A 21133-nucleotide genomic window follows, 5' to 3' on the forward strand; every position below is an offset into this window, starting at 1 on the left:
AGGTGTCGGGGATGTATCCCTGACCTTTAAACAATGGGTTTTACCCATTGTTTAAGATACCGTTACGCAAACAGCGTAACATCAGTTAGTAAAAGACCCGTGAAAGGTAAAGTCCGCACGCTGGAATCAGTGTTGTGGACACTTTCATTTTACGATCGCGTTGTGCGATAAGATCATTGTACTCAAGCACGCCATCGCACGCTTTAAGTAAACTGCCGCACATCATCCGTATCTGAGAGCGTAAAAAAGCATCGCCTAAAAAGTAGATAACAATCAGATGTTTGTAACGGTAGGCTCCTGCTTTAAAGATGGTACGCTCATCTTTGGTCTTTCCCCCACCCAATTTTTTAAAATACTCAAAGTTATGAAATCCGACAAAAACCTGCGCATATTCGTTCAATTTTATAACATCGAGTGGCTTTACATGTAAAGCATAATGGGATAAAAACGGCTGATACGCTCCATCGTAAAGCACATAACGGTAGAGCCTCTTTTTTGCATCAAAACGTGCATGAAACGAGTCATCAACAGGGGTTATGCGCTGAATAAAAATATGTGGCGCTAAAAAAGCATTGAGCTGGGTTTGAAGTTTTGCAAGGTCACTCCAAAAGGGTGGAAGGTCTACATGTAAAACTTGATGGGTTGCATGCACACCCGTATCGGTGCGTCCACTGCCCACAACGGTGGTCTCAATGTTGATATGACGCAAAGCCCGTGTCAGAGCACCTGCAACACTTTGGCAGGTTTTGGTCTCATTTTTTTGAATTTGGAAGCCAATGAAAGCGCTTCCGTCGTAACTTAGAGTGATTTTAACACGCATGAGTATTTAGAACATAGCGCGAATGCGTTTTTGGTAAATTTTATAGGTACTTAAAAACATAATCAAAAATACAACAAGGGGCGCGCTTTGCGGATGCCATGTGGATAAAAGCGTTGCAAGGACAAGGTAAAATGAGATTGCTACGAACATCTCAAAGTAGATCCCACCTTTGTTGTAGCGGTACGTGACAATCCCAATACTGAGTGCTGCCAACGTTGAGGCAAGCGGGAAAAGGGAGATGAGCAGTAAAAAAGAGAGGTCGTAGGCTCGTTTATGATCGGTAAAAACACCGTTCCAATACTCAATAATACTCTGCAATTTCCCCACAATCGTTTTAGGCTGAGAGTTGATGTGCATACGTTCAAAGTCAACTTGCTGAATACCCTCTTTGGTAAATTCAAAAATTTTGCCTTGATCAAGATTGAGTCTTAGAACACCTTTTTCATTGTCGATGATCGCATTGGTAGCTACAATGAGTTTTTCATCATCCTTTTGCGTGGCAGCTTGGTAGAGCGTTACGCCTTTGTAGCGTCTGTCATTATCGCTGTGTTCGATGTAGACGAGCCAATCAGAGAATCGTTGACCAAACTCATTGGCTTTGATATTAAATTTGGCTTCGGCTTTTTTGTACTCTATAAAGTTTGAGTTGAGTTGTTTGGAGATCGGAATCAGCAATAAAACATCTAAAATCAAGATAAAAGAGAGCAGGGCGGAGAGTCCTAAAAAGAGCTGTGCAATTTTTTTGGGATCGTATCCAAGCGTAAAAAGTACGATGGTTTCGTTCTCTTTGGAGAGGTTAAAGAGTGTGATACACAAGGCAACAAAAAAGGTAATGGGTAAGGTATACACAAGTGTTTTGGGCAGAAGATAGATGTAGAGCGTTCCTAATTCCCAAAAGTTCATCTTAATAATGGCGGTCAGTGCCGTTATTTTAATAAAAAATACCACGGATGTGATAAAAAAAAGGATAAAAAAGAGCGAACTAAAAAGCTCACTGAAATGTTTTAAAAGATAACGACTGACTCTATTCATAAGATAAATTCCATTACATGTAAAATTGGTAGATCAAAAAACCACGTGAGCAAAAGCCCTAAGGCTAGAAACGGAATAAAGGGAAGTTCATACCCACGTTTACGCACGATCATAAACGCAACCAAGGCAATCAGTGCGCTGAGATAGATAGCCACAAGCCCCAGTTTGATGCCAAGCACCGCACCGATAATACCTGCGATAATAATATCCGCTTCGCCCATCACCTCTTTTTTAGCCAGCGCTGAGATACCAAAGCGTAAAAACGTAAATGCTCCCATCAGCAAAAGCCCGTTTTGAAGCGATTGCAAAGGATCTTGCGTGCAAAAAGAGAGGATGAGTGTGGGTAAACTGAGCGCATCTGGAACAGCTTTATACCGCAAATCAATAATGCTCAGAGCAAGCAAAAGCGCAAAAACAGAACCCATTAAAAGCGCTTGTGTAAGACTCTGCAAACGGTAAAAACAGAGACCATAAAGCAGCGCAGTGCCAAGCTCAACGAGTGGGTATTGCACCGAAATGGGCTCGTTGCAAAAAGCGCATTTTCCTCTTAAAAAGAGCCATGAAAAAAGAGGAATATTGTGGTACCATCTCAAAGGATGCAGGCATGTCGGACAGTGCGATGCGGGAAGATTGATGCTTTGATGACGAGGCATGCGCACAATCGCAACGTTTAAAAACGATCCTATGCACAGACCAAAAAGCATGATGAAAACAGCTTCAAAACCCATCGACTAACCCTTCACGTCTAATGCCACGTCGCCCAGATCAAAAAGAGGTTTGAGCTCTTTTTGCAGGCTAAGGTGTGTAATCATACCCAATTTAGGGCTCTCTTTTTGTAAATAGTAGACACTTTTCTCATACATCGCCGCAATTTCAACGCTTGAATCTTGAATGATGCCATACATTGGTCCTAAATGCTCATAAGCAATGTAAAACAGGAGCGATCCATCTTCTCTTTTTTGAAACTGCACCATCACTTTTTTACCTTCGTGAATCAAAGGAAGATGAATGATGGCTTTGGAGAGGGCTAAGAGCATATACGCATAAAGGGTGAAGAGCTCTTTAGGAATCTCACTGCTCAGCTGTTTCACTAAGAAAGCCCTAAATTCGTTGTAGCTAAAGCTGTTTCCGTCCAGTATCTGCTCCAATCCCATGGGTAAAAAATAAGCGTCATTTTCAAAGAGTTTGGGTTGTTGGTAGAGGTTTGAAATGGTTAAAATGCCGCCTTTGCCCTCAGCAAAATTTGCCCAGTATTTTTCACCCTCTTTGAGATTTTTACTGCTTTTGGTTGTGAGCTCTTTGCGTCCCACTTTGAGGCAGTAGCGACCACCATCAATTTGGCGTATGACTTCAATGCTCACCGGTAAATTGGCATTAAAATTGACACTCGAACTACTGGTGCGTCCGATGTCTGAGCCAATGCCTGCTAACTTTTGAAGGGTTGAAATCATAGGTGTGAACACTGCTCCACGATCTGTTCAGCGATCTCAAATTTACCTGCAAGAGCAAATTTTTGAATATGCGAAGCGGTGATAAAATGAACCTCATTTTTACTGCTTCCAAAGCTGTTTTGCTCTTTAAGCACATTGAGACACACAGCGTCCAACCCTTTTTTCTCTAGCATCGCACCTGCATTGGCAAGTGCTTTACTCTCATCCATCTCTGCTTTAAACCCAACCATTTTAAATCCTCGTTTGGGAAGTGATGTGAGCACATCGATGTTGCGTTTGAGCTCTAGGGTGTACGTCTCACCCAGCTCCTCTTTTTTGAGCTTGCCTTCGTGGGTTTTGATGGGCACATAATCGCTCACCGCGGCTGCCATCAAAAGATAGGGCGTTTTCTCGTTTTTGGTGACATACTGCATCTGCGAAAGAAGGGCGGCTTGAAGCTCTGCCGTACTCTTTACATGTAAAGTATTGATGGCGTTGATCTGAGGGGTTTCGCCACTGCTAATTAGCGTTACATTGGCACCTCTGAGGTAAAACGCAAGCGCAAGCGCAGAGGCTTGTTTTCCACTGGAAAAGTTGGTCAGGCACCTGACATCATCGATCTTTTCCATCGTACCGCCACCTGTGATAACGACTTCGCGCTCACTCCAAAAGGCTTCTTTAAGCAGCAACCGTGCGCAGTGGTAGAAAATCTGCTCAACGTCTGCAAGGGCACCCACACCTTCATCATTGCACGCTAAGAGTTTGGATTGCGGTGCGATGATCTCGTAGCCGAGCGCTTCAAGCTTTAAAAGGCTCTCTTGAGTGATGGCATTGAGCATCATATTGGTATTGGCTGAAGGCGCTAGTACAATGGTTTTGGTAAAAGCAATGGCGGTTTGGGTTAAGAGATTGTCCGCAATGCCATGGCTGAGTTTATTGATCGTATTGACCGAAGCAGGAGCGATGACAAAAATATCTGCCCATTTGCCCGTGTGAATGTGGCTCAGCCCTTCGCTCCAGCTTTCCGTGTCACCATGTAAAACCTTATTTTGACTGATCGCCTCAAAGGTGAGCGGTGTTATAAAACGCTTCGCATCTTCGCTCATCAGCACTTTGACTTCCGCGCCCGCTTTAATGAAGAGTCGAATCAACTCCAACGCTTTGTAAATTGCAATGCTACCTGTGACCCCTAAAAGGATTTTTTTCCCTGCAAGTTGATTATTTCGCATCTTTTTTCCCGAAGAATTTGTAGAAGAAACCCTCTATGATTTTAAGGGGTTCTCGGTTGATTGCTAGTGCACCTTTGGGGATGTCCTTAGTGACCGTTGTACCCGAAGCGATAAGCACATCATCGCCAATCGTAACAGGTGCGATCAGTTGAGAGTCACTGCCCACAAAGACGTTTTTGCCGATGATCGTTTGGTATTTGCCTTTGCCATCATAATTACATGTAATGGTTCCACAGCCAATGTTGGTTCCCTCATCAATGATCGCATCGCCCAAATAACTGAGATGCCCTGCTTTAACGCCTTTAAGCGTTGATTTTTTGATCTCAACAAAGTTCCCAATGTGCGTATCTTCGATAAGTGAATCAGGTCGCACGCGTGCCATTGGTCCTATGTCAGAGTTTTTAATCACACTTTTTTCAATGACCGAATGCGCTTTAATGTGCGCATTTTCAAGCACCGTGCCTTTAAGCAAGGTTACCCCATTTTCAAGTTTGCATTCGCCACTCATCTGAACATCCGCTTCAATGTAGATGGTCTGAGGTAGGCGCATACTCACCCCTTGTTCCATAAAACGACGCTTGATGCGCTCTTGCATCAGTGCTTCGGCTTGCGAGAGATGGTACTTGGAATTAACACCCATAAACGTCGCTTCATCGACAAAAAGCGCTTTGACACTTTTGTTCTCTGCGTTGGCTAGTGCGATCAAATCGGTGATGTAGTACTCTTTTTGACTATTGTGGTTGGAAAGTTTTGGAAGTGTCTCGTTTAAAAAGTCGGTTTTAAAGAGGTAAACGCCTGCATTGACCGCCGTGACCTGCTTCTCTTCCGCGCTTGCATCTTTCTCTTCAACGATTTTCTGAACGTTTAACTGTGCATCCAGAATGACGCGACCGTAGCCAAAAGGCTCTTTACATGTAAACGCACTCATCACAACGTCGGCATCTAAATGTGTAAAATTTTGCATAGTTTCCGCTTCAAGCAGAGGCATATCGCCATTGAGTACTAAGAGTCGCTCGTATTTTGGGCTCACCCCACGGATCGCACCACCCGTTCCTGGGAAGTTTTGATGATCTTGAATGATGTAATTAATGTTGGAAAAGTAGCGGTTCATACGCTCTTGCACAAGGTCTGCTTGGTGGTATAAAATGACGTGAATGTCGTCGCTAATCTTTTGAGATTCTTTGATGATGTGGTAAAGCATTTCAAAACCGCTGATCTCGTGAAGAACTTTGGGAAGGGTAGATTTCATGCGTGTGCCTAAGCCTGCCGCCATAATTGCAATCGAAATATTCATAAAGTGTGTTCCTAACAATCAGATGAAATCTATTTTAACGAAAAGTTGTTTAAAGATTAAATGGTTTTTAACGCAAAACCAACTAAAATCATAGAATACATTCAAAGGAATCGGGTTGAAAAAAATTACAAAGGTGCTCTTTTTATTGATGGTGTTGATGTCACCGCTCGCGTTTGGTGCCGACACGATCCCTACCGTTAACCTCTCTTTAAGTGCGCCCGATACACCCCAACAGCTCGTGACTAGCCTAAACCTGGTTCTTGTTTTAACGATTTTGACCCTCGCACCTTCACTGGTGTTTATGATGACCAGTTTTTTACGTCTTCTCATCGTTTTTTCATTCCTGCGACAAGCACTTGGAACGCAACAGATGCCACCGTCTCAAGTCATGGTCTCTTTGGCGATGATCTTGACCTTTTTCATTATGGAACCCGTGATGAAAGAGTCGTACGACGTGGCGGTCAAACCTTATTTAGAAGAAAAAATGGGCTATCAAGAGGCGTTTGAGAAAGGTGCTGCGCCGTTTAAAGCCTTTATGATTCGCAATACCCGTGAGAAAGATTTAGCCCTTTTCTTTCGGATTCGTAACCTTGAAAACCCTAAAAACATCGAAGATGTACCTTTAACAGTAGCGATGCCTGCGTTTATGATCAGTGAGCTTAAAACTGCTTTTGAGATCGGCTTTTTGCTCTATCTGCCTTTTCTCGTTGTCGACATGGTGGTGAGTTCCGTTTTGATGGCGATGGGTATGATGATGTTGCCACCGGCTATGATCTCGTTGCCGTTTAAACTGCTCATTTTTGTACTGGTCGATGGGTGGAACTTGTTGGTGCAACGACTTGTGGAGAGCTTCCATTAGCGCGCAATACCTCACACAAAACGATCTTTTTCTTGAGATTCACCATCCGCTTTTTGATGCGATCCTCCTTAAACAAGGTGCGCAACTGATTCACTTTCAACCCAAAGGTGGTGAGCCTTTTTTTTGGAGTGCTAAGCGTTCAACGTTTCAAAAAGGTAAAGCGTTTCGTGGCGGCATTCCGCTATGCTGGCCGTGGTTTGGCAAAATGGGAACACCGTCGCATGGATTTGCGCGCATTGTTGAGTGGGAAATGGCGCAATATAGTGAAAATGAAGAGGGCGTTCAGCTGATTTTTGAACTACACGATGACGCGTTTACGAGGTCGTTATGGCCTTATGCGTTTCGTGCACGGCTTGAGATGCACTTGAACCGCGCTGTTGAACTGTGTTTACATGTAAACGCTGAAAAAGCGAGTACGGCGGCACTTCACACGTACCTTACGTGTCAAAACATTCATGACGTGACGGTGATGGGCTTGGGTAGCGCCTACAACGATGCGTTGCAAGGTGGCATGGCATGTGAAACCAAAGAGCCGGTTTTACATGTAAACCATTCCATCGATAGAATTTACACCATGTCCGAAGCGACTACGTTACTTCGCGAAAAGGATCGAACGCTGAGTATCACGCATAAAAATCACAGCGATGTGGTGGTTTGGAATCCTTGGCGTGAGGGCGAAAGTAGTTTTGCTGATATGAACGAGAATGATTACACGCAAATGCTCTGCATAGAAAGTGCTCGCATTTCCAAGTCTTTGGCGTGTGAAGATCGTTTACATGTAAAGATTGCGTCGCTTTAAACGCTTTACATGTAAACTTGGTTTCACGCCTTTTTAGAGAGTTTTGGTTCGCACACGGTTCCCTCCGTAAAGGCGCCACATACGGTGACATAATCAATACCCCAATCAAACATTTCATTGAGTACAGGGCGTAATTTTTCGCCGATGGGGGTGAGTGAATAGACCACTTTGGGTGGAATTTCAGGAAAAACCTGACGCGCGATAATGCCTTTTTCTTCGAGCTCTCGCAGTTTCACAGTGAGCGTCTTTTGGGTAATCTCACACACCTCTTCAAAAAGCTCTTTGTAGCGTTTTTCACCTGAGAGCAGATGCCAAATAATGCCCAATTTCCATTTATCGTTAAAAATATCTTGTGCGATGGCGATAGAGCACGTGTACTCTTTTCCATTAACTAAATACATGGGGCGTACCTTTTTTTGGAGGAATTATAGCATAAATACAAAAATATATCATTACATGCTAAAAGTATCGTAAGGATATATTAAGCGTGCGAACATTATAATTTTCCAACAAAAAATATAAAAGGAAACGAATGAAAAATGTACTGATCATCAACGGGCATCAAAAATACCCTGTGGTCGCTGAGGGAAAACTCACACAGTTTTACATTGACACCGCCACGGAGTTTTTTCACAAAGCAGGTTATGCCATCAAACACAGTGAGGTTGAGGGCGATTATGACGTTAAAGAAGAGGTTGAAAAGTTTGCGTGGGCCGATATTATCCTCTTTCAATTCCCAACCTACTGGATGGGCGTGCCTTGGCTGGCTAAAAAATACATCGATGAGATTTTTTCCACAGGTCAAGGAACCGTCACCTATGAGAACGATGGCAGAACGAGGAGTGACGCAACAAAACGTTATGGAAGTGGTGGCTTGATGCAAGGGAAATCGTACATGCTCTCCATCACCTACAACTGCCCAACATCAGAATTTAATGACAAAGAGGGCTTTTTTAGTGGACTGAGCCTTGATGAAGCCAATGTCGCCACGCATAAAACCTTTCAATTTTGTGGTGCAGAACCGCTCGAAACCTTCTCCGTGCATGACATTTTCAAAGGCGATTTGGATTTGGAAAAAGAGAAAGTACGCTTTATAGCTCATTTAGAGAAGCATTTTTCTTAATAAAGTCCTTCTAAAAATCTATCAAATAGCTTTACATGTAATCTTACATGTAAAGCTCAAACCCTTTTTGTTGCTTTAAGATACTCTCAAAGAGTTTTTGTGTCTCTTGGAGCGTTTTTTCATTTTGATTTTCGACTTTGGCTAAGATTTTATCAAGGCTTGTCAAAAGCGAGTCATTGATGTAATTTTGCGTGTTTTCATCACTTGTTTGAGGAAGTGCTGCGTTGACTTCATACGCGGTGTTGGTCAAACTTGCAAGGTTGGTGTTGCTCGCACTCTCTTGGACGTTTTTGAGGTACTCGTCCATCATCGGCTGAATGGTTTCCATCGCCGCGTCAATCTCTTTTTGATCATTGGCGTCGATGCCATTACCTTCGTAATGAAAATTATAGCCATACGCGTGTGCAAGTGTGAATGTTGTACTTTGTGAGTTACCATCACTCTCTTGTGAAATCTCTGCGTAGCGCGCATCATACATGCTCAGATCGATAACATCGCCACTACTGGTTTGCAGTGAAAAACCAAAGCTATTATAATTGTAATTATTGGCTCTGACGGTTTCCATAAAGTTGCCCCCTTATTTAAACATACGAGTAAGATCGGCACCTTGTAAAATTTTTTAAATCGTAATCAAACAATCCAGCTTGTTTTGCACCGATTCAATTTTTTGGTGCATGCCATCTTCACGGTTAGCTCTTATGTCAAATTTTAAACACGCATACACACGCCCGCACGCTTCAAGCAGTGCATAAGCCTCTTCGACCAGTTTCAGCGCTTCGCTCATCGTAGGTGTCTCAACCACCGTACTCATGGGGGTCAGTTTATAGCTGTAGCCACTTTTATGAACCATCTCGACAATGCGCGCTACATCCGCACTTATACTGCCTTCACCTTCAAGAGGAAACATACTAAATTCCATTAAAACGCTCATTCTTTCTCCTTTACATGTAAACTACGAGAGTGCATAATAAGCACCACAAAATGTTCCAATCGTCAGCACGAGATAGCCACCAACATACGAGGCAATGCGGCGTGTACCCAGTAGAAAAACAATGATACTTTTAAGCAATGAATTGGCGATGATCGCAAGGGTAATAGCGTTTAATGCGGTTGTTGTATCCAGTCCATTGTTGGACAAAGAGGCAAGGGAAAGTGCTATCGCATCGGTGTCCGTTAGACCTGAAATAAAGGAGATAATATAAACACCCAATTCACCAAAGGAAGTGTTTGCAAATTTGACTAAAGCGATGACAGCGCCAAATAAAACGCCTAAAATAAGCGCTTCAGAGAGTTGAAAGGGATTTTTAAACACGGTCTCTTGGATGATTTTCTCTTTTTCGGTGGTAACGTAGAGAAACCCAAGATAGAGATACCCCACACCAGAGGCGATCAAAACAGGGTACAAAATCTTATAAGCCAGCGCGGCATTGATGATCAAAAGTTCGATATAAATGCGAAAAAGCATGATGGAGCAGGCAAGTCCTATACCAATCGCTAGGTTTTTAGAAAGTGAAGGATTCTCTTTGGAGCGTCTTGCAAGGCTTAAGGCTACGGCGGTTGAGGAGACAATGCCTCCTAACAAACCTGCCAACCCGATGCCATGCTTGGCACCCACAAGGCGTACGGCGATGTAGCCTAAAAAAGAGATGCCTGCAACCAAAACGACCATCAGCCAGATATTGTAAAGATTGAAATAACCCCAAGGATCAAGCGGTTCATCGGGGAAAAGCGGCAAAATAACAAAGCTCATCATCAAAAAAAGAATCATAGCACTCAGATCTCGCTTCTCAATCACTTTTTCATAGGTCTGTATCTTCTCTTTAAGATTGAGGATAAAAAGGACACTCATAGCAACAAAAACAGCCAGTGCCATCTTCTCATAAGCAAGCAAGGCACCTAGGAAAAAAACCACCAGCGCTGAAAACTCTGTGGTCATGCCGTTTTCTGTAGGTGTTCGATTGAGAATATACGCACCCATCAGAAGAGCGCCTAAAACACATGTAGAAGCAATAAGCAGATAAGGAACAGACGCATTAAGCCACGCAGAGAGATAGCCAATGAGTGCGATGAGCGCAAAGGTGCGTGCCCCTCCAAAGTCTTTCTGACGGTTGGCATACAAAAGGTTCATTTCACGTTGCAACCCAATGAGTAGTCCAAGAACAATAGCGATAATGATGTTTTGAAAAACAAGCGTATCCATTGTCGACCTCTTTGGGATTATTTTACCTAAATTTGGCTAGATCAGCTGTCTAATCCACTGTAGTATTTGCGCTCTTTAGCCACAACGATCTCTTTTTGACGCTCTTTTTTCTGCATATCTTTCTCCACAAAAAGCGGTTTTCGCGTCACAGGATGAAGCCCTGTGTAGTACATGAGTGTGGCATACGTTGAAGGAGTTGGTGTAAAGATTTGCGCTTGTTCAGGATTGATTTTTAACACATTGCTTGCAAATTGTTTAAGCGAGTGCATGTGTTTTTCCTCACACCCAGGATGTGCGGCGATAAGGTAGTAGGTTAAAAACTGTTTTTTTCCTGACTCACGAGAAAGCCGATCGAAGAGCGCTTTAAACTCAACCAACGACTCTTTCCCTGGTTTTCCCATAAGCGCTAAGATCTCATCATCAATATGTTCAGGAGCGATCTTCATCTGCCCACTGAGATGATGCTCCACGATCTCTTTAAGATACTCATAGCCATAGGCTTTATCTTCGCTGATAAGATCATACCGAATACCCGAAGCGACAAATGCTTTTTTAATGCCTGGAAGAGAGCGTACTTTTCGAAGTAGATCAAGCTGTTTTTTGTGCGTTGGTTTCAGCGCCTTACAAAGCTTTGGAAACATACAGCTTTTATCTTCGCAGGTTCCTTTGGTCACTTTCTTGTGGCACTCATAGCCGTACATATTTGCTGTGGGCCCTCCAAGATCGGAGATAATGCCTTTAAAATCTTTGTAGGTCGTAAAGTGTTTTGCCTCTTTAAGAATGGAGTTTTCACTTCGACTTCGGATGGTTCTGCCTTGATGCACGCTGATCGCGCAAAAACTGCATTCGCCATAACAGCCTTGGTGCGTTGAGATGGAAAATTTGATCGTTTCAAGCGCTTTAACCGCACCCTCTTTTTTGTGGTACGGATGCACATCACGCATAAAGGGAAGCGCACTTACTTCATCCATCTCTTCGGTCGTAAGATACAGCGCAGGTGGATTTTGGATGAGGTAACGCGAATCGACTTTTTGACAGAGCCCTTTGGCAGAAATCGGGTCATTATTGTGGTAGAAAATGTCAAACATATCCATAAATTTAAGCTTATCATCCAAGCACTCTTGATGGCTTGGAAGGCTCAAAAACGCCTCGTTCGGCTCTTTGGAAATGTAACACAACCCTTTTACATGTAAAGGCGCAATTCCCTTTTTTAGAGCATCGGCAAACTCGACAATGCTATGATCTGACATGCCATAAAGAAGGTAATCGGCTTTGGCATCAAACAAAATGGGTTTGCGAAGTTTATTGCTCCAAAAATCATAGTGCGTGACACGTCTGAGGCTTGCTTCAATGCCGCCGAGCATAATCGGCACAGTCTCTTTAAAGTGCTGGCGGATGAGGTTGGTGTAGACCAAACTGGCACGATCAGGGCGTTTGTTATTCACGCCTCCTGGCGTGTAGTCATCGCTGTTGCGAAACCGTTTGGTCGCGGTGTAGTTGGACACCATCGAGTCCACACTGCCACCACTGACACCCCAAAAAAGCTTTGGCTCTCCCAAACGGGCAATGTCATCTTTACATGTAACATCAGGTTGTCCGATGATGCCGACTTTATACCCTGCTTTTTCCAACACGCGACCTACAACCGAAACGCCCATATAGGGACTGTCGATATAGGCATCGGAGGTGATCAGAATGATGTCGAGTTGAGTCCAACCTCGCTCCATCATCTCTTCGTGTGTGGTGGGTAAAAACATGCTTTTCCTCTGTCGTTAATATAGGTATTAATATACCACAACGCCTCTATGTTTTGGCTTTTTTAAGATTGTTCGTAGTAATATCACAGCAATTATCATTTGGAGGATACGTTTGAAAAATTCACTCTATTTTAATATTAAAGTAGAAGAGGGCATCTTTGAAAAAATCATTGCGGAACAGGACACCATTGGCTACTATGCCTTGCCCGATCAAGAGATTACCGATCTTGTAAATTACCTAGAAGAGTTTAAATCTAAAAATGATTACGATGCGATCAAAGATATCGCCATTATCGGCATTGGTGGAAGTTCTTTAGGGCCTAAAGCGATTTTTAGAGCACTTCAAGGTATTCGCGATTTTGACAAACGATTGCACCTTTTTGAGAGTACCGATCCTGCTTCGATTCGCTCCACGCTCAATAAACTGGACATCAAAAACACCCACTTTTTTGTTATCAGTAAATCAGGCTCAACCATCGAGACCATTTCAGTTTACAAATACATTCTCTCTTTACTCAAAGCCAAAGAGATTTCACTCGATTATCGCTTCACCTTTGTGACCGACAATGGCTCAAAACTCGAAGCTCATGCTAAAACCTTTAACTCATTTATCTTGCACATTCCTATCAATGTCGGCGGACGTTTTTCCGTTTTAAGTGCCGCAGGACTGGCGCCTTTGCTTTTGGTCGGTGTGGACATTCAACGCTTACTCGATGGTGCCAAAGCAATTAAAAAAAGCTTCTTTGAAGATGGTTACATCAAAGAGACATTGCTTAAAAAAGCAACCTACTACGCTAAAAACTCAATGCACTACAACATCAACACTCTTTTTGCATACTCGGAGAGTTTGGACAGTTTTACCGACTGGTACGTGCAACTTTGGGGCGAGAGTTTGGGTAAAAAACAGAGACACAGTAGCTTTAACGTGGGATTAACACCGGTTGGTTTGATTGGACCAAAAGATCAACACTCCTTCTTGCAACTTATCGTTGAAGGGTTACGCGATAAAAGTGTGACGGTGCTTAAAATCGAAAATTTTGATGACAAAATTAAGATTCCTGCCATTACGCTCAAAGAGCTTGAGAACTTGGATTTGATGAATGGCATTGCGTTTTGTGACCTTATTAACATGCAAGCCGATTCAACGATTGAAGCACTGTTGGATAAAAAAGATATTCCAATCGACACGATTACCCTACAACATATTGATGAAGAGAACATCGGAAAGTTGATTTTTTACTATGAGCTTTTAACCTCACTGGTCGGTCAAATGATGAATGTCAATACGTATGATCAACCCGGTGTTGAGAGTGGTAAGAAAATTCTTGAGGGTAAATTGATCGAAGAGAAGAAGAGTTTTCCTAAAAAAGGAAAATAGTGTACGTCCCGTGTAAACGCCAAAAGGCGTTTACACTTAATCTGTCGTAAAAACCATCGCTTGTTCGTATAGCGCCGATCCCATTTTCCCCCACATTGAAAAAAGGTGCATCTCTCTTTCTGATAGATTAAAAATATGTGCAATTTTATCCATCGTTTTGTGCTCATAAATGCCAAATTTATCATCAATATGGACCAAAACCATTAACGCGAGAATGGTGATTTTTCGGCTTTGTATCGATCTAAAGGTCTCCAATGTCTCTTCTAAATTAAAAGATTCTAAATTAATTTCCATATTTTCAATGCCCATCTCTGTGCAATATTCATCGACCAATTCGCGCTCTTTTAGCCCGTATTCCCCATCGAGTTTCGCAACATACTGTGCGAGTTGTAAAAAAGCAAATTTCTCTTCAGTTTTCAGTTTCATAAGTAACAATTCGTACTCCTTTGAGATTAAATCATAGAAATTATAGTCAAACATTTTAAACGAATATTAATAAAGATGGTAAAATAAGCAAAACGACACTTTGGAAGGATCACACACGTGGATAAAAAACTACGTAAAAGCGAAAAAATTTTAGATGCGGCGTTAATGCTCTTTTCAACACGAGGTTTTTATGCCACGACGATTCCTGACATCGCCAAAGCAATGGGGATGAGTGTGGGAAATATGTATAACTATTTTTCCTCCAAAGAGATGCTTGCCAAAGAGATTATCAAATACTCGTCCGATATTTTAGGCGCTGAGATCCGTCATGTGAACGAAGAAGAGGGAAATTCGAAAGAGAAGATTCGAAAGATTGTGGCGCTCTATTTTGAGATGGCTTCTTCAAAACCACAACACATCAACTACTTTTTACGTGTCTATCTCGCCAATAGGGAAGTCTTCAAAGAGGGATGCGAAGGGATGCTGTGTGTCTCATCGTTTGTCACCGAATTGATGATCTTTTTTGAAGAGGGAGTGGCGTGCGGAGAACTTCGCAATCAAGACTTCTTCTCTGCATTTGGGCTGTTTATGGGCTATTTGGGTGGGTTTGTTTTTTTAAGTGGGGAAGGTGTTTTGGAAAAAGATCTTAACCATTATGTCGATGAGATTGCGCTCAATATCTACAACGCGCTCAAACACTAATGTCTCAAAAATCCACCATCATCTGGCTTCAAGGTCTTACATGTAATGGCAACAGCCACTCCTTTTTTAACTACCCACAGATGCCAAGTTTTGCCGCTTCCTTTGAGATGCTGTATCATCCACTTTTATGCGGCGCAGAGGATTTTCTAAGCTTTTTAAAGAGCGATACGAAGTTTGATTTTTTGATATTAGAGGGTGCTTTGAGCCATGATGAGAGGCTCATCGAGCGTTTTGGTCTTCCTTTTTATGAAATCCTTGATGTTCTCGCCACTCGTGCTAAGCATATCATCTGTGCAGGCAGTTGCGCTAGTTTTGGCGGTGTTTTTAGACTGCGTGATCCGCAAAAGATTACAGGCGCACTCTTTAGTGGTAAAGAAAAAGGCGGTTATTGGCTGGAGAAAAACAATGTCATAAACATCTCAGGCTGTCCCGTGCATCCGCGCTGGCTGGTGGAAACACTTTTAGCGTTGCATGTGGGTGAAAAAGTACTTCTAGATGCCTTTTTGCGCCCCAAAGAGGTCTTCTCTTATCTTGCCCATCATGGGTGTTTGCGCAATGAATATTTTGAATGGAAGGTCGATAGCAAACAACTTGGCGAGAGAGAAGGGTGCTTGTTTTACGAACACGGCTGTTTAGGGCCTATGAGCCATGCCAATTGCAATAAGATTTTATGGAATGGAGTGAGCTCCAAAACAAGGGCAGGCTCGCCCTGCTTAGGATGTACAGAGTTTGACTTTCCAAGAATTGCGTTGTATGAAACCCAAAAAAATATGTCCTTGCCTCAAACGCCTTTTGGCATCTCAAAGCGTGCATATTACAGCCTTGCAGGTGTGGCAAAAAGTTTTAAAATTGAGAGACTTGAAAAGAAGCTGATTGATGAAGATAACTAAAGAGATTATACAGCGCATCGAAGGCGAAGCGACCTTGGAGCTGGAGTGGGAAGAGCAGAAGATAAGCTTTGCTCGCATTAAATTTTTTAATTACCGTGGCATTGAAGAGATTTTGCAAAAGCGTCCTATTTTAGACGCGCTGGCTTTAACGCCTAGGGTCTGTGGTATCTGCTCGCATTCGCATGCCATTGCCTCCGTACACGCCATCGAAGCGTGTTATAAAAATGCAGGTGAGCTTTTACATGTAAGCCAAAAAGCCAAAGATATTCGTGAAATTGCTCTCAATGCTGAGAAGATTCATAATCACATTAAGTGGTATTTTTTCACCATTTTGCCTGAACTGAGAAGAATCTCCGATCCAACCTATCATGGCAACGCTTTTAAAGAGAAGCAGTGGTTCCATGCACAAAATGCGATTATGGAGACGCTTAAAATGAGCGCTCATTTTACAGGGCAATGGCCGCATGGCTCGTTTGTGATGGCAGGAGGTGTGACGTGTGATCCCCTTAAAAGCGATCTTCTCAGTGCACTTGGCTGTTTAGATGCTGTGATTGCTTTTTGTGAAGAGCATTTTTATGGCATGCGTTTAGAAGAGTTGTTGGGATTTGATTCTGCCTTGCAGGTGATGTCGGCACCTTCAGCGCTCTCTCACGGTATTGATGAGATGCTCAAACATGGTTTTGATCGTTTGGGACGTAGTTTTGATCGCTTTTTAGCCTTGGGTGAGTCTTACATGTACGAAGGAAGTCTTAAAGCATCCAAAACAACCGTCCTCAGTGCGGATGTTAAATATGTGCATGAGAGTTTGGAACACACCTTTTTTGAAGACAAGCACAAAGGCTATACCTACTCGAAAAGTGCCATGTACAAAAAGAGTTATTGGGAAGTGGGTCCCATGGCACGTTTAATGGTCGCAAAAGAGCCGTTGATGCGTGATTTTCACCGCAGGTTTAAAGATGCAGCACTTACTCGTGTGGTGGCACGCGCCGTTGAATGTGCCCATTTGCTCTGGCGTACAAAAGATCTTTTAGAGCATTTAACCCTCAAAGAGCCCTCTTTTATTCCACCCAAAAAAGAGATTCACACTTTAAGTGGCGAGGGAATGGGCGTGGTTGAAGCGCCACGTGGATCACTCATCCATCATGTAAAAGTGCATCAAGGGATGATTCAATCGTATGATATTATCACGCCAACGGTTTGGAATTTAGGCAACGGTGACACAGAAAATCCATCCACGGCACAAAAAGCACTTATTGGTCTACATTCGTTTACCAAAGCCGACTTTATCCTCAAAAGTTTTGACGTTTGTTCGGTCTGTACCACCCAATAGCAAGATGGTTTGATGTGTGACAATTTAGCCATTTTTAATACAATACACTTTTTATCTTCTTTTTTTGTTACCTTTCTACTCCGTTGATTTAAAATCTCCTGAATAATGTGCCTTCCTAGCATAATATGAAATATTTTTTGATTTAATACTAAATGAATACTCATTCAGGTAAACAAAATTTGTCTGTTTCCTGAATAATGCCTTAACTTTTTGATCTTGGAAAATTTACACAGGAGAGATTTATGGAACACGCTAAACTGTACGAAAGGCTTGCTGATAGACTTAGCAATCTTGAGAAGTTCCCCCGTATTAAGGAGGAAAAATCTATTGCGGCACTGATGGAAGAACATGGTATCAGCCGTAGAGATTTTATGAAGTGGGCAGCAGGCGTTACTGCTATGTTGTCATTACCTTCAACATTTACACCATTGATGGCACAAGCGGCTGAGTTGACGGATCGTTTACCCGTTATTTGGTTGCATATGGCTGAGTGTACGGGCTGTAGTGAGAGTTTGCTCAGAACGGATGCTCCTACTATTGATAGTTTGATCTTTGATCACATTTCCCTTGAGTACCATGAGACCTTAATGGTCGCCTGTGGATGGCAAGCAGAGCACAATTTAGAGAGTGCGATTGAAAAATACAAGGGTAAATACATTTTAATGGTTGAAGGTGGCATTCCTGCGGGCAGTAGTGAATTCTTCTTAACCGTTGGACCTCATGGTCAAACAGGACAAGCGAGCGCTAAAAAAGCTTCTGAATCAGCGGCGGCTATTTTTGCCATTGGTTCTTGTTCAAGTTTTGGTGGTATCCAAGCGGCTCATCCAAACCCAACCAATGCACAACCTTTAAGTAAAATTACCAATAAACCTGTTATTAACGTTCCAGGGTGTCCTCCAAGTGAGAAAAACATCGTCGGTAACGTGCTTCATTACATTCTTTTTGGCACACTTCCAGCACTCGATGCGTATAACCGTCCAAAATGGGCTTACGGTCTTAGAATCCATGATCTTTGCGAAAGACGTGGTCACTTTGACGCGGGCGAATTCGTTCAAGAGTTTGGTGATGCAGGTGCTAAAAAAGGCTTCTGTCTTTATAAAGTGGGTTGTAAAGGTCCTTATACCTTTAACAACTGTTCACGTGAGAGATTTAACCAACACACTTCTTGGCCCGTTCAAGCAGGACACGGCTGTATCGGTTGTTCAGAACCTGGATTTTGGGATAATATGGGGCCATTTGAAGAACCTCTTGGCGATAAACTTTATCATACTGTTTACGGTGATGGCGCGGATAAAACTGCCGATAAAGTTGGCGTGGCGCTTTTAACTGCGACTGCGGTAGGTATTGCGGCTCATGCGGCGATTGCTGCGGTTAAGGGCAGTGGAAAAACTGAAGAATAAGAGAAGGATAAGTAAATGAGTAAAAGAATCGTAGTCGATCCAATAACCAGAATCGAAGGGCATTTAAGGGTTGAAGTTATCGTTGATGATAACAATGTTGTAACAGAAGCGTACTCTTCTTCAACACTTTGGAGAGGTATTGAAACCATTTTAAAAGGTAGAGATCCAAGAGATGCTGGTTTTATGACCCAAAGAATTTGTGGTGTTTGTACCTACTCACACTATAAAGCAGGCATTATGGCGGTTGAAGATGCTCTAGGTATCGAGCCTCCACTTAACGCAAAACTCACACGTACCTTAATGAACAATGCACTTTTCTTACACGATCACGTGGTACACTTCTATCATCTTCATGGACTTGACTGGGTTGATGTGGTCTCAGCACTTAAAGCCGATCCGCACAAAGCAGCTGCCGAGTCATTTAAGTACACCAATGCACCTATTGCCTGTGGTGCGGATGATCTTGTGGCAACGCAAACACGCGTGGCGGAATTTGTTAAAAAAGGTCACCTTGGACCGTTCGCAAATGCGTACTGGGGACATGCAACTTATAAATTAACACCTGAGCAAAACTTGATCGCGGTTTCTCACTACCTTAAAGCGCTAGAGCTTCAAAGAACCGTAGCCCAAATGATGGCGATTTTTGGTGCAAAACAACCTCACCCACAAAGCTTAACCGTTGGTGGTGTGACATGTATTATGGACCTTCAAACCCCTTCACGTTTAGGTGAGTACATGACAAAATTCAAAGAGATTGCTGATTTTGTGAATCGTGCGTATTATCCTGATCTTGTTATGGCAGGCAAAGCGTATGCTAACGAGCCAAGTGTGACAGGCGGTCTTGGTGTTGCAAACCTTTGGACGCATCAAGAGTTCCAAATCAATGCGAAAGAGTTCTTGTTTGAGAGCGGTGTGATGATGGGCGAAGATGTGGTCAATTTAATCACAGGCAAACCTTTCAAAGTTCAAACACTCGATGAGAGCAAAATCACCGAAGAAGCAACACGTTCATGGTATAAAGACAATGCCGCTTACCATCCGTATGAGGGTCGTCAAGAGCCTAACTATACAGGCTTTAAAGATGCTCAAACGATTAATGATAAAGGTGTTTTGGCTCCGACTAAAGTTATCGATGAAAATGGTAAATACACATGGATTAAAGCACCTCGTTATGATGGTAAACCACTCCAAGTAGGACCATTGGCAAACATTGTTATCAACTATGCGCTTGGTAACAAACGTGTTAAAGTCGTTGTGGATAAATTCCTTGCCGATACAGGTCTTCCAATCACTGCCGTTGCATCAACCTTGGGTCGTACAGCATGTCGTATGCTTGAAGCCAAAGTGATTGCAGACAATGGTATGGAAGCGTTTACCTCATTGATTCAAAACCTTAAAGTTGATGATTCTACATGTACAAGTTACAAGATTGATAAAAACAAAGAGTACAAAGGTCGCTACATTGGTCATGTGCCTCGTGGTGTTCTGAGTCACTGGGTTAAAATCAAAAATGGTGTGATTGAAAACTACCAAGCCGTCGTCCCTAGTACGTGGAATGCAAGTCCAAAAGATGCTAAAGGTGTTAGAGGATCGTATGAAGAGTGCCTTATTGGTCTTAAAATTACGGATCTTTCTCAACCACTTGAAATCGTAAGGATTATCCACTCTTATGATCCATGTCTTGCATGTGCAGTACACGTCATGGATACCAAAGGGAATGAGATGAGCAGTTATAAGGTCAATGTTAACGGTGCGTCTTGCTAAAGAGAAAGGGAGTCTAAGATGAAAAGAGATATAGAATTTGAGTTCTCAGCAGGGCTTCGTTGGACGCACTGGCTTAGAGCAATTGCTATTTTTGTATTAACGGTGACAGGGTTTTATTTAACCTATGTGTTCATTGCACCTGAAGCATCAGATGAGCCTATCCTCTTCTTAAATGCAAAATTCAGAATGTGGCATGAAATCGCAGGATTTTTACTCATCGCCATTACGCTATTTAAAACATACCTCTTTTTTGCTGATCGTATCAGTTCAAAAGAGAGGGTATCGTTTTTAGATTTTGTCAGTCCAAAAGTGTGGTTTGGGCAGCTTAAATATTACCTTTTTATGGGGGAACATCCTCAGTTAAGAGGTGTGTATAATCCGTTGCAGTTTATTGCATACGTAGGTCTGTATACCATGATTTTTATCATTAGCATCACAGGTCTTATTTTGTATGTACATTCGTATCAAGCAGGCGGTATTGGGGGCTTTTTATATGACTATATGCGCCCCATTGAAGCAATGCTTGGCGGACTTTCAATGGTTCGAGAGATTCACCATATCGTTATGTGGGGTATCTTGATCTTCTTACCAATTCACATCTATATGGCGATCTTTAACTCCATCATGGGAAAAGAAGGTTCCATGGATGCGATTATTAGTGGTTACAAATTTCATAAACAACACCCAAAACACTAAGCGA

The 21133-nt window shown here is 42.6% G+C and carries 22 protein-coding genes; 10 read left to right on the plus strand and 12 right to left on the minus strand.

Annotation, left to right across the window (positions count from 1 at the left end):
• Positions 1-85 precede the first annotated feature (85 nt).
• From truA to glmU, 6 genes are read right to left on the minus strand one after another with little or no spacing between them, the layout of a single operon-like run.
• Positions 86-820, minus strand: a complete 735-nt coding sequence (gene truA / locus SHALO_RS06955; protein WP_069477955.1) for a tRNA pseudouridine(38-40) synthase TruA — start codon at positions 818-820, stop codon at positions 86-88.
• Positions 821-826: 6 nt separating this feature from the next.
• Positions 827-1852, minus strand: a complete 1026-nt coding sequence (locus tag SHALO_RS06960; protein WP_069477956.1) for an LptF/LptG family permease — start codon at positions 1850-1852, stop codon at positions 827-829.
• A complete protein-coding gene (locus SHALO_RS06965) occupies positions 1849-2580 on the minus strand; it encodes a prepilin peptidase (RefSeq protein ID WP_069477957.1) in 732 nt (243 codons plus the stop codon). The genes SHALO_RS06960 and SHALO_RS06965 overlap by 4 nt, the downstream gene beginning before the upstream one ends.
• A 3-nt stretch (positions 2581-2583) precedes the next feature.
• Positions 2584-3315 (minus strand): hypothetical protein, encoded by a 732-nt coding sequence (locus SHALO_RS06970; protein WP_238585311.1) that lies wholly within the window; start codon positions 3313-3315, stop codon positions 2584-2586.
• Positions 3300-4511, minus strand: coding sequence for a bifunctional phosphopantothenoylcysteine decarboxylase/phosphopantothenate--cysteine ligase CoaBC (gene coaBC / locus SHALO_RS06975; protein WP_069477959.1), 1212 nt, complete (start codon positions 4509-4511; stop codon positions 3300-3302). Before coaBC ends, SHALO_RS06970 begins: the two co-directional genes overlap by 16 nt.
• Positions 4501-5805, minus strand: coding sequence for a bifunctional UDP-N-acetylglucosamine diphosphorylase/glucosamine-1-phosphate N-acetyltransferase GlmU (glmU, locus tag SHALO_RS06980; RefSeq protein WP_069477960.1), 1305 nt, complete (start codon positions 5803-5805; stop codon positions 4501-4503). Before glmU ends, coaBC begins: the two co-directional genes overlap by 11 nt.
• A 148-nt stretch (positions 5806-5953) precedes the next feature.
• On the opposite strand from glmU, the gene fliP reads away from it, so the two are divergent.
• Both fliP and SHALO_RS06990 read left to right on the plus strand, forming a co-directional pair.
• Positions 5954-6664 (plus strand): flagellar type III secretion system pore protein FliP, encoded by a 711-nt coding sequence (gene fliP, locus SHALO_RS06985; protein ID WP_145923279.1) that lies wholly within the window; start codon positions 5954-5956, stop codon positions 6662-6664.
• Positions 6606-7463: a D-hexose-6-phosphate mutarotase gene (locus SHALO_RS06990; protein ID WP_145923242.1), complete on the plus strand. Its 858-nt coding sequence runs from the start codon at positions 6606-6608 to the stop codon at positions 7461-7463. The genes fliP and SHALO_RS06990 overlap by 59 nt, the downstream gene beginning before the upstream one ends.
• A gap of 23 nt (positions 7464-7486) precedes the next feature.
• On the opposite strand, the gene SHALO_RS06995 is transcribed toward SHALO_RS06990, so the two are convergent.
• Complete coding sequence (locus SHALO_RS06995; RefSeq protein WP_069477963.1) at positions 7487-7864, minus strand: winged helix-turn-helix transcriptional regulator; 378 nt, start codon at positions 7862-7864, stop codon at positions 7487-7489.
• 131 nt (positions 7865-7995) lie between these two features.
• Here SHALO_RS06995 and SHALO_RS07000 point away from each other — a divergent pair, with 131 nt between their 5' ends.
• Positions 7996-8586 carry an NAD(P)H-dependent oxidoreductase gene (locus SHALO_RS07000; protein ID WP_069477964.1) on the plus strand — a complete coding sequence of 197 codons (591 nt, stop codon included), beginning with the start codon at positions 7996-7998 and terminating at the stop codon, positions 8584-8586.
• Positions 8587-8629: 43 nt separating this feature from the next.
• On the opposite strand, the gene SHALO_RS07005 is transcribed toward SHALO_RS07000, so the two are convergent.
• From SHALO_RS07005 to SHALO_RS07020, 4 genes are read right to left on the minus strand one after another with little or no spacing between them, the layout of a single operon-like run.
• Positions 8630-9151: a diacylglycerol kinase gene (locus tag SHALO_RS07005; RefSeq protein WP_069477965.1), complete on the minus strand. Its 522-nt coding sequence runs from the start codon at positions 9149-9151 to the stop codon at positions 8630-8632.
• A 54-nt stretch (positions 9152-9205) separates the two neighbouring features.
• The gene (locus SHALO_RS07010) at positions 9206-9517 is read right to left on the minus strand and encodes a thiamine-binding protein (RefSeq protein ID WP_069477966.1); all 312 of its coding nucleotides are present in this window, start codon (positions 9515-9517) and stop codon (positions 9206-9208) included.
• Between the two features lie 21 nt (positions 9518-9538).
• Positions 9539-10786: an MgtC/SapB family protein gene (locus SHALO_RS07015; RefSeq protein WP_069477967.1), complete on the minus strand. Its 1248-nt coding sequence runs from the start codon at positions 10784-10786 to the stop codon at positions 9539-9541.
• A gap of 41 nt (positions 10787-10827) precedes the next feature.
• Positions 10828-12543: a YgiQ family radical SAM protein gene (locus tag SHALO_RS07020; RefSeq protein ID WP_084010802.1), complete on the minus strand. Its 1716-nt coding sequence runs from the start codon at positions 12541-12543 to the stop codon at positions 10828-10830.
• Positions 12544-12655: 112 nt separating this feature from the next.
• Here SHALO_RS07020 and SHALO_RS07025 point away from each other — a divergent pair, with 112 nt between their 5' ends.
• Positions 12656-13921: a glucose-6-phosphate isomerase gene (locus tag SHALO_RS07025; RefSeq protein ID WP_069477968.1), complete on the plus strand. Its 1266-nt coding sequence runs from the start codon at positions 12656-12658 to the stop codon at positions 13919-13921.
• Between the two features lie 36 nt (positions 13922-13957).
• Here SHALO_RS07025 and SHALO_RS07030 read toward each other — a convergent pair whose 3' ends face one another.
• On the minus strand, positions 13958-14347 hold the full coding sequence (locus tag SHALO_RS07030; protein WP_238585320.1) for a TerB family tellurite resistance protein: 390 nt from the start codon (positions 14345-14347) through the stop codon (positions 13958-13960).
• Positions 14348-14464: 117 nt separating this feature from the next.
• Between SHALO_RS07030 and SHALO_RS07035 the strand changes: the two genes are divergently transcribed.
• The 6 genes from SHALO_RS07035 to cybH all read left to right on the plus strand — a co-directional run bounded on the left by SHALO_RS07035 (position 14465) and on the right by cybH (position 21129).
• The gene (locus SHALO_RS07035; protein WP_338011920.1) at positions 14465-15049 is read left to right on the plus strand and encodes a TetR/AcrR family transcriptional regulator; all 585 of its coding nucleotides are present in this window, start codon (positions 14465-14467) and stop codon (positions 15047-15049) included.
• Positions 15049-15939 carry an NADH-quinone oxidoreductase subunit B family protein gene (locus tag SHALO_RS07040; RefSeq protein WP_084010804.1) on the plus strand — a complete coding sequence of 297 codons (891 nt, stop codon included), beginning with the start codon at positions 15049-15051 and terminating at the stop codon, positions 15937-15939. Before SHALO_RS07035 ends, SHALO_RS07040 begins: the two co-directional genes overlap by 1 nt.
• A complete protein-coding gene (locus SHALO_RS07045) occupies positions 15926-17269 on the plus strand; it encodes a nickel-dependent hydrogenase large subunit (RefSeq protein WP_069477970.1) in 1344 nt (447 codons plus the stop codon). Before SHALO_RS07040 ends, SHALO_RS07045 begins: the two co-directional genes overlap by 14 nt.
• A gap of 242 nt (positions 17270-17511) precedes the next feature.
• Positions 17512-18669, plus strand: a complete 1158-nt coding sequence (locus SHALO_RS07050) for a hydrogenase small subunit (RefSeq protein WP_069477971.1) — start codon at positions 17512-17514, stop codon at positions 18667-18669.
• 15 nt (positions 18670-18684) lie between these two features.
• A complete protein-coding gene (locus tag SHALO_RS07055; protein WP_069477972.1) occupies positions 18685-20433 on the plus strand; it encodes a nickel-dependent hydrogenase large subunit in 1749 nt (582 codons plus the stop codon).
• 18 nt (positions 20434-20451) lie between these two features.
• Positions 20452-21129 (plus strand): Ni/Fe-hydrogenase, b-type cytochrome subunit, encoded by a 678-nt coding sequence (gene cybH, locus SHALO_RS07060; protein WP_069477973.1) that lies wholly within the window; start codon positions 20452-20454, stop codon positions 21127-21129.
• The last annotated feature ends 4 nt before the right edge of the window (positions 21130-21133 follow it).

It is taken from the genome of Sulfurospirillum halorespirans DSM 13726 (assembly GCF_001723605.1).
Lineage (GTDB): Bacteria > Campylobacterota > Campylobacteria > Campylobacterales > Sulfurospirillaceae > Sulfurospirillum > Sulfurospirillum halorespirans.

Coding starts and splice junctions, on each gene's coding strand:
- truA (WP_069477955.1), bottom strand. CDS start 820: ATGCGTGTTAAAATCACTCTAAGTTACGACGGAAGCGCTTTCATTGGC.
- SHALO_RS06960 (WP_069477956.1), bottom strand. CDS start 1,852: ATGAATAGAGTCAGTCGTTATCTTTTAAAACATTTCAGTGAGCTTTTT.
- SHALO_RS06965 (WP_069477957.1), bottom strand. CDS start 2,580: ATGGGTTTTGAAGCTGTTTTCATCATGCTTTTTGGTCTGTGCATAGGA.
- coaBC (WP_069477959.1), bottom strand. CDS start 4,511: ATGCGAAATAATCAACTTGCAGGGAAAAAAATCCTTTTAGGGGTCACA.
- glmU (WP_069477960.1), bottom strand. CDS start 5,805: ATGAATATTTCGATTGCAATTATGGCGGCAGGCTTAGGCACACGCATG.
- fliP (WP_145923279.1), top strand. CDS start 5,954: ATGGTGTTGATGTCACCGCTCGCGTTTGGTGCCGACACGATCCCTACC.
- SHALO_RS06995 (WP_069477963.1), bottom strand. CDS start 7,864: ATGTATTTAGTTAATGGAAAAGAGTACACGTGCTCTATCGCCATCGCA.
- SHALO_RS07000 (WP_069477964.1), top strand. CDS start 7,996: ATGAAAAATGTACTGATCATCAACGGGCATCAAAAATACCCTGTGGTC.
- SHALO_RS07005 (WP_069477965.1), bottom strand. CDS start 9,151: ATGGAAACCGTCAGAGCCAATAATTACAATTATAATAGCTTTGGTTTT.
- SHALO_RS07010 (WP_069477966.1), bottom strand. CDS start 9,517: ATGAGCGTTTTAATGGAATTTAGTATGTTTCCTCTTGAAGGTGAAGGC.
- SHALO_RS07015 (WP_069477967.1), bottom strand. CDS start 10,786: ATGGATACGCTTGTTTTTCAAAACATCATTATCGCTATTGTTCTTGGA.
- SHALO_RS07020 (WP_084010802.1), bottom strand. CDS start 12,543: ATGTTTTTACCCACCACACACGAAGAGATGATGGAGCGAGGTTGGACT.
- SHALO_RS07030 (WP_238585320.1), bottom strand. CDS start 14,347: ATGAAACTGAAAACTGAAGAGAAATTTGCTTTTTTACAACTCGCACAG.
- SHALO_RS07040 (WP_084010804.1), top strand. CDS start 15,049: ATGTCTCAAAAATCCACCATCATCTGGCTTCAAGGTCTTACATGTAAT.
- SHALO_RS07045 (WP_069477970.1), top strand. CDS start 15,926: ATGAAGATAACTAAAGAGATTATACAGCGCATCGAAGGCGAAGCGACC.
- SHALO_RS07050 (WP_069477971.1), top strand. CDS start 17,512: ATGGAACACGCTAAACTGTACGAAAGGCTTGCTGATAGACTTAGCAAT.
- SHALO_RS07055 (WP_069477972.1), top strand. CDS start 18,685: ATGAGTAAAAGAATCGTAGTCGATCCAATAACCAGAATCGAAGGGCAT.
- cybH (WP_069477973.1), top strand. CDS start 20,452: ATGAAAAGAGATATAGAATTTGAGTTCTCAGCAGGGCTTCGTTGGACG.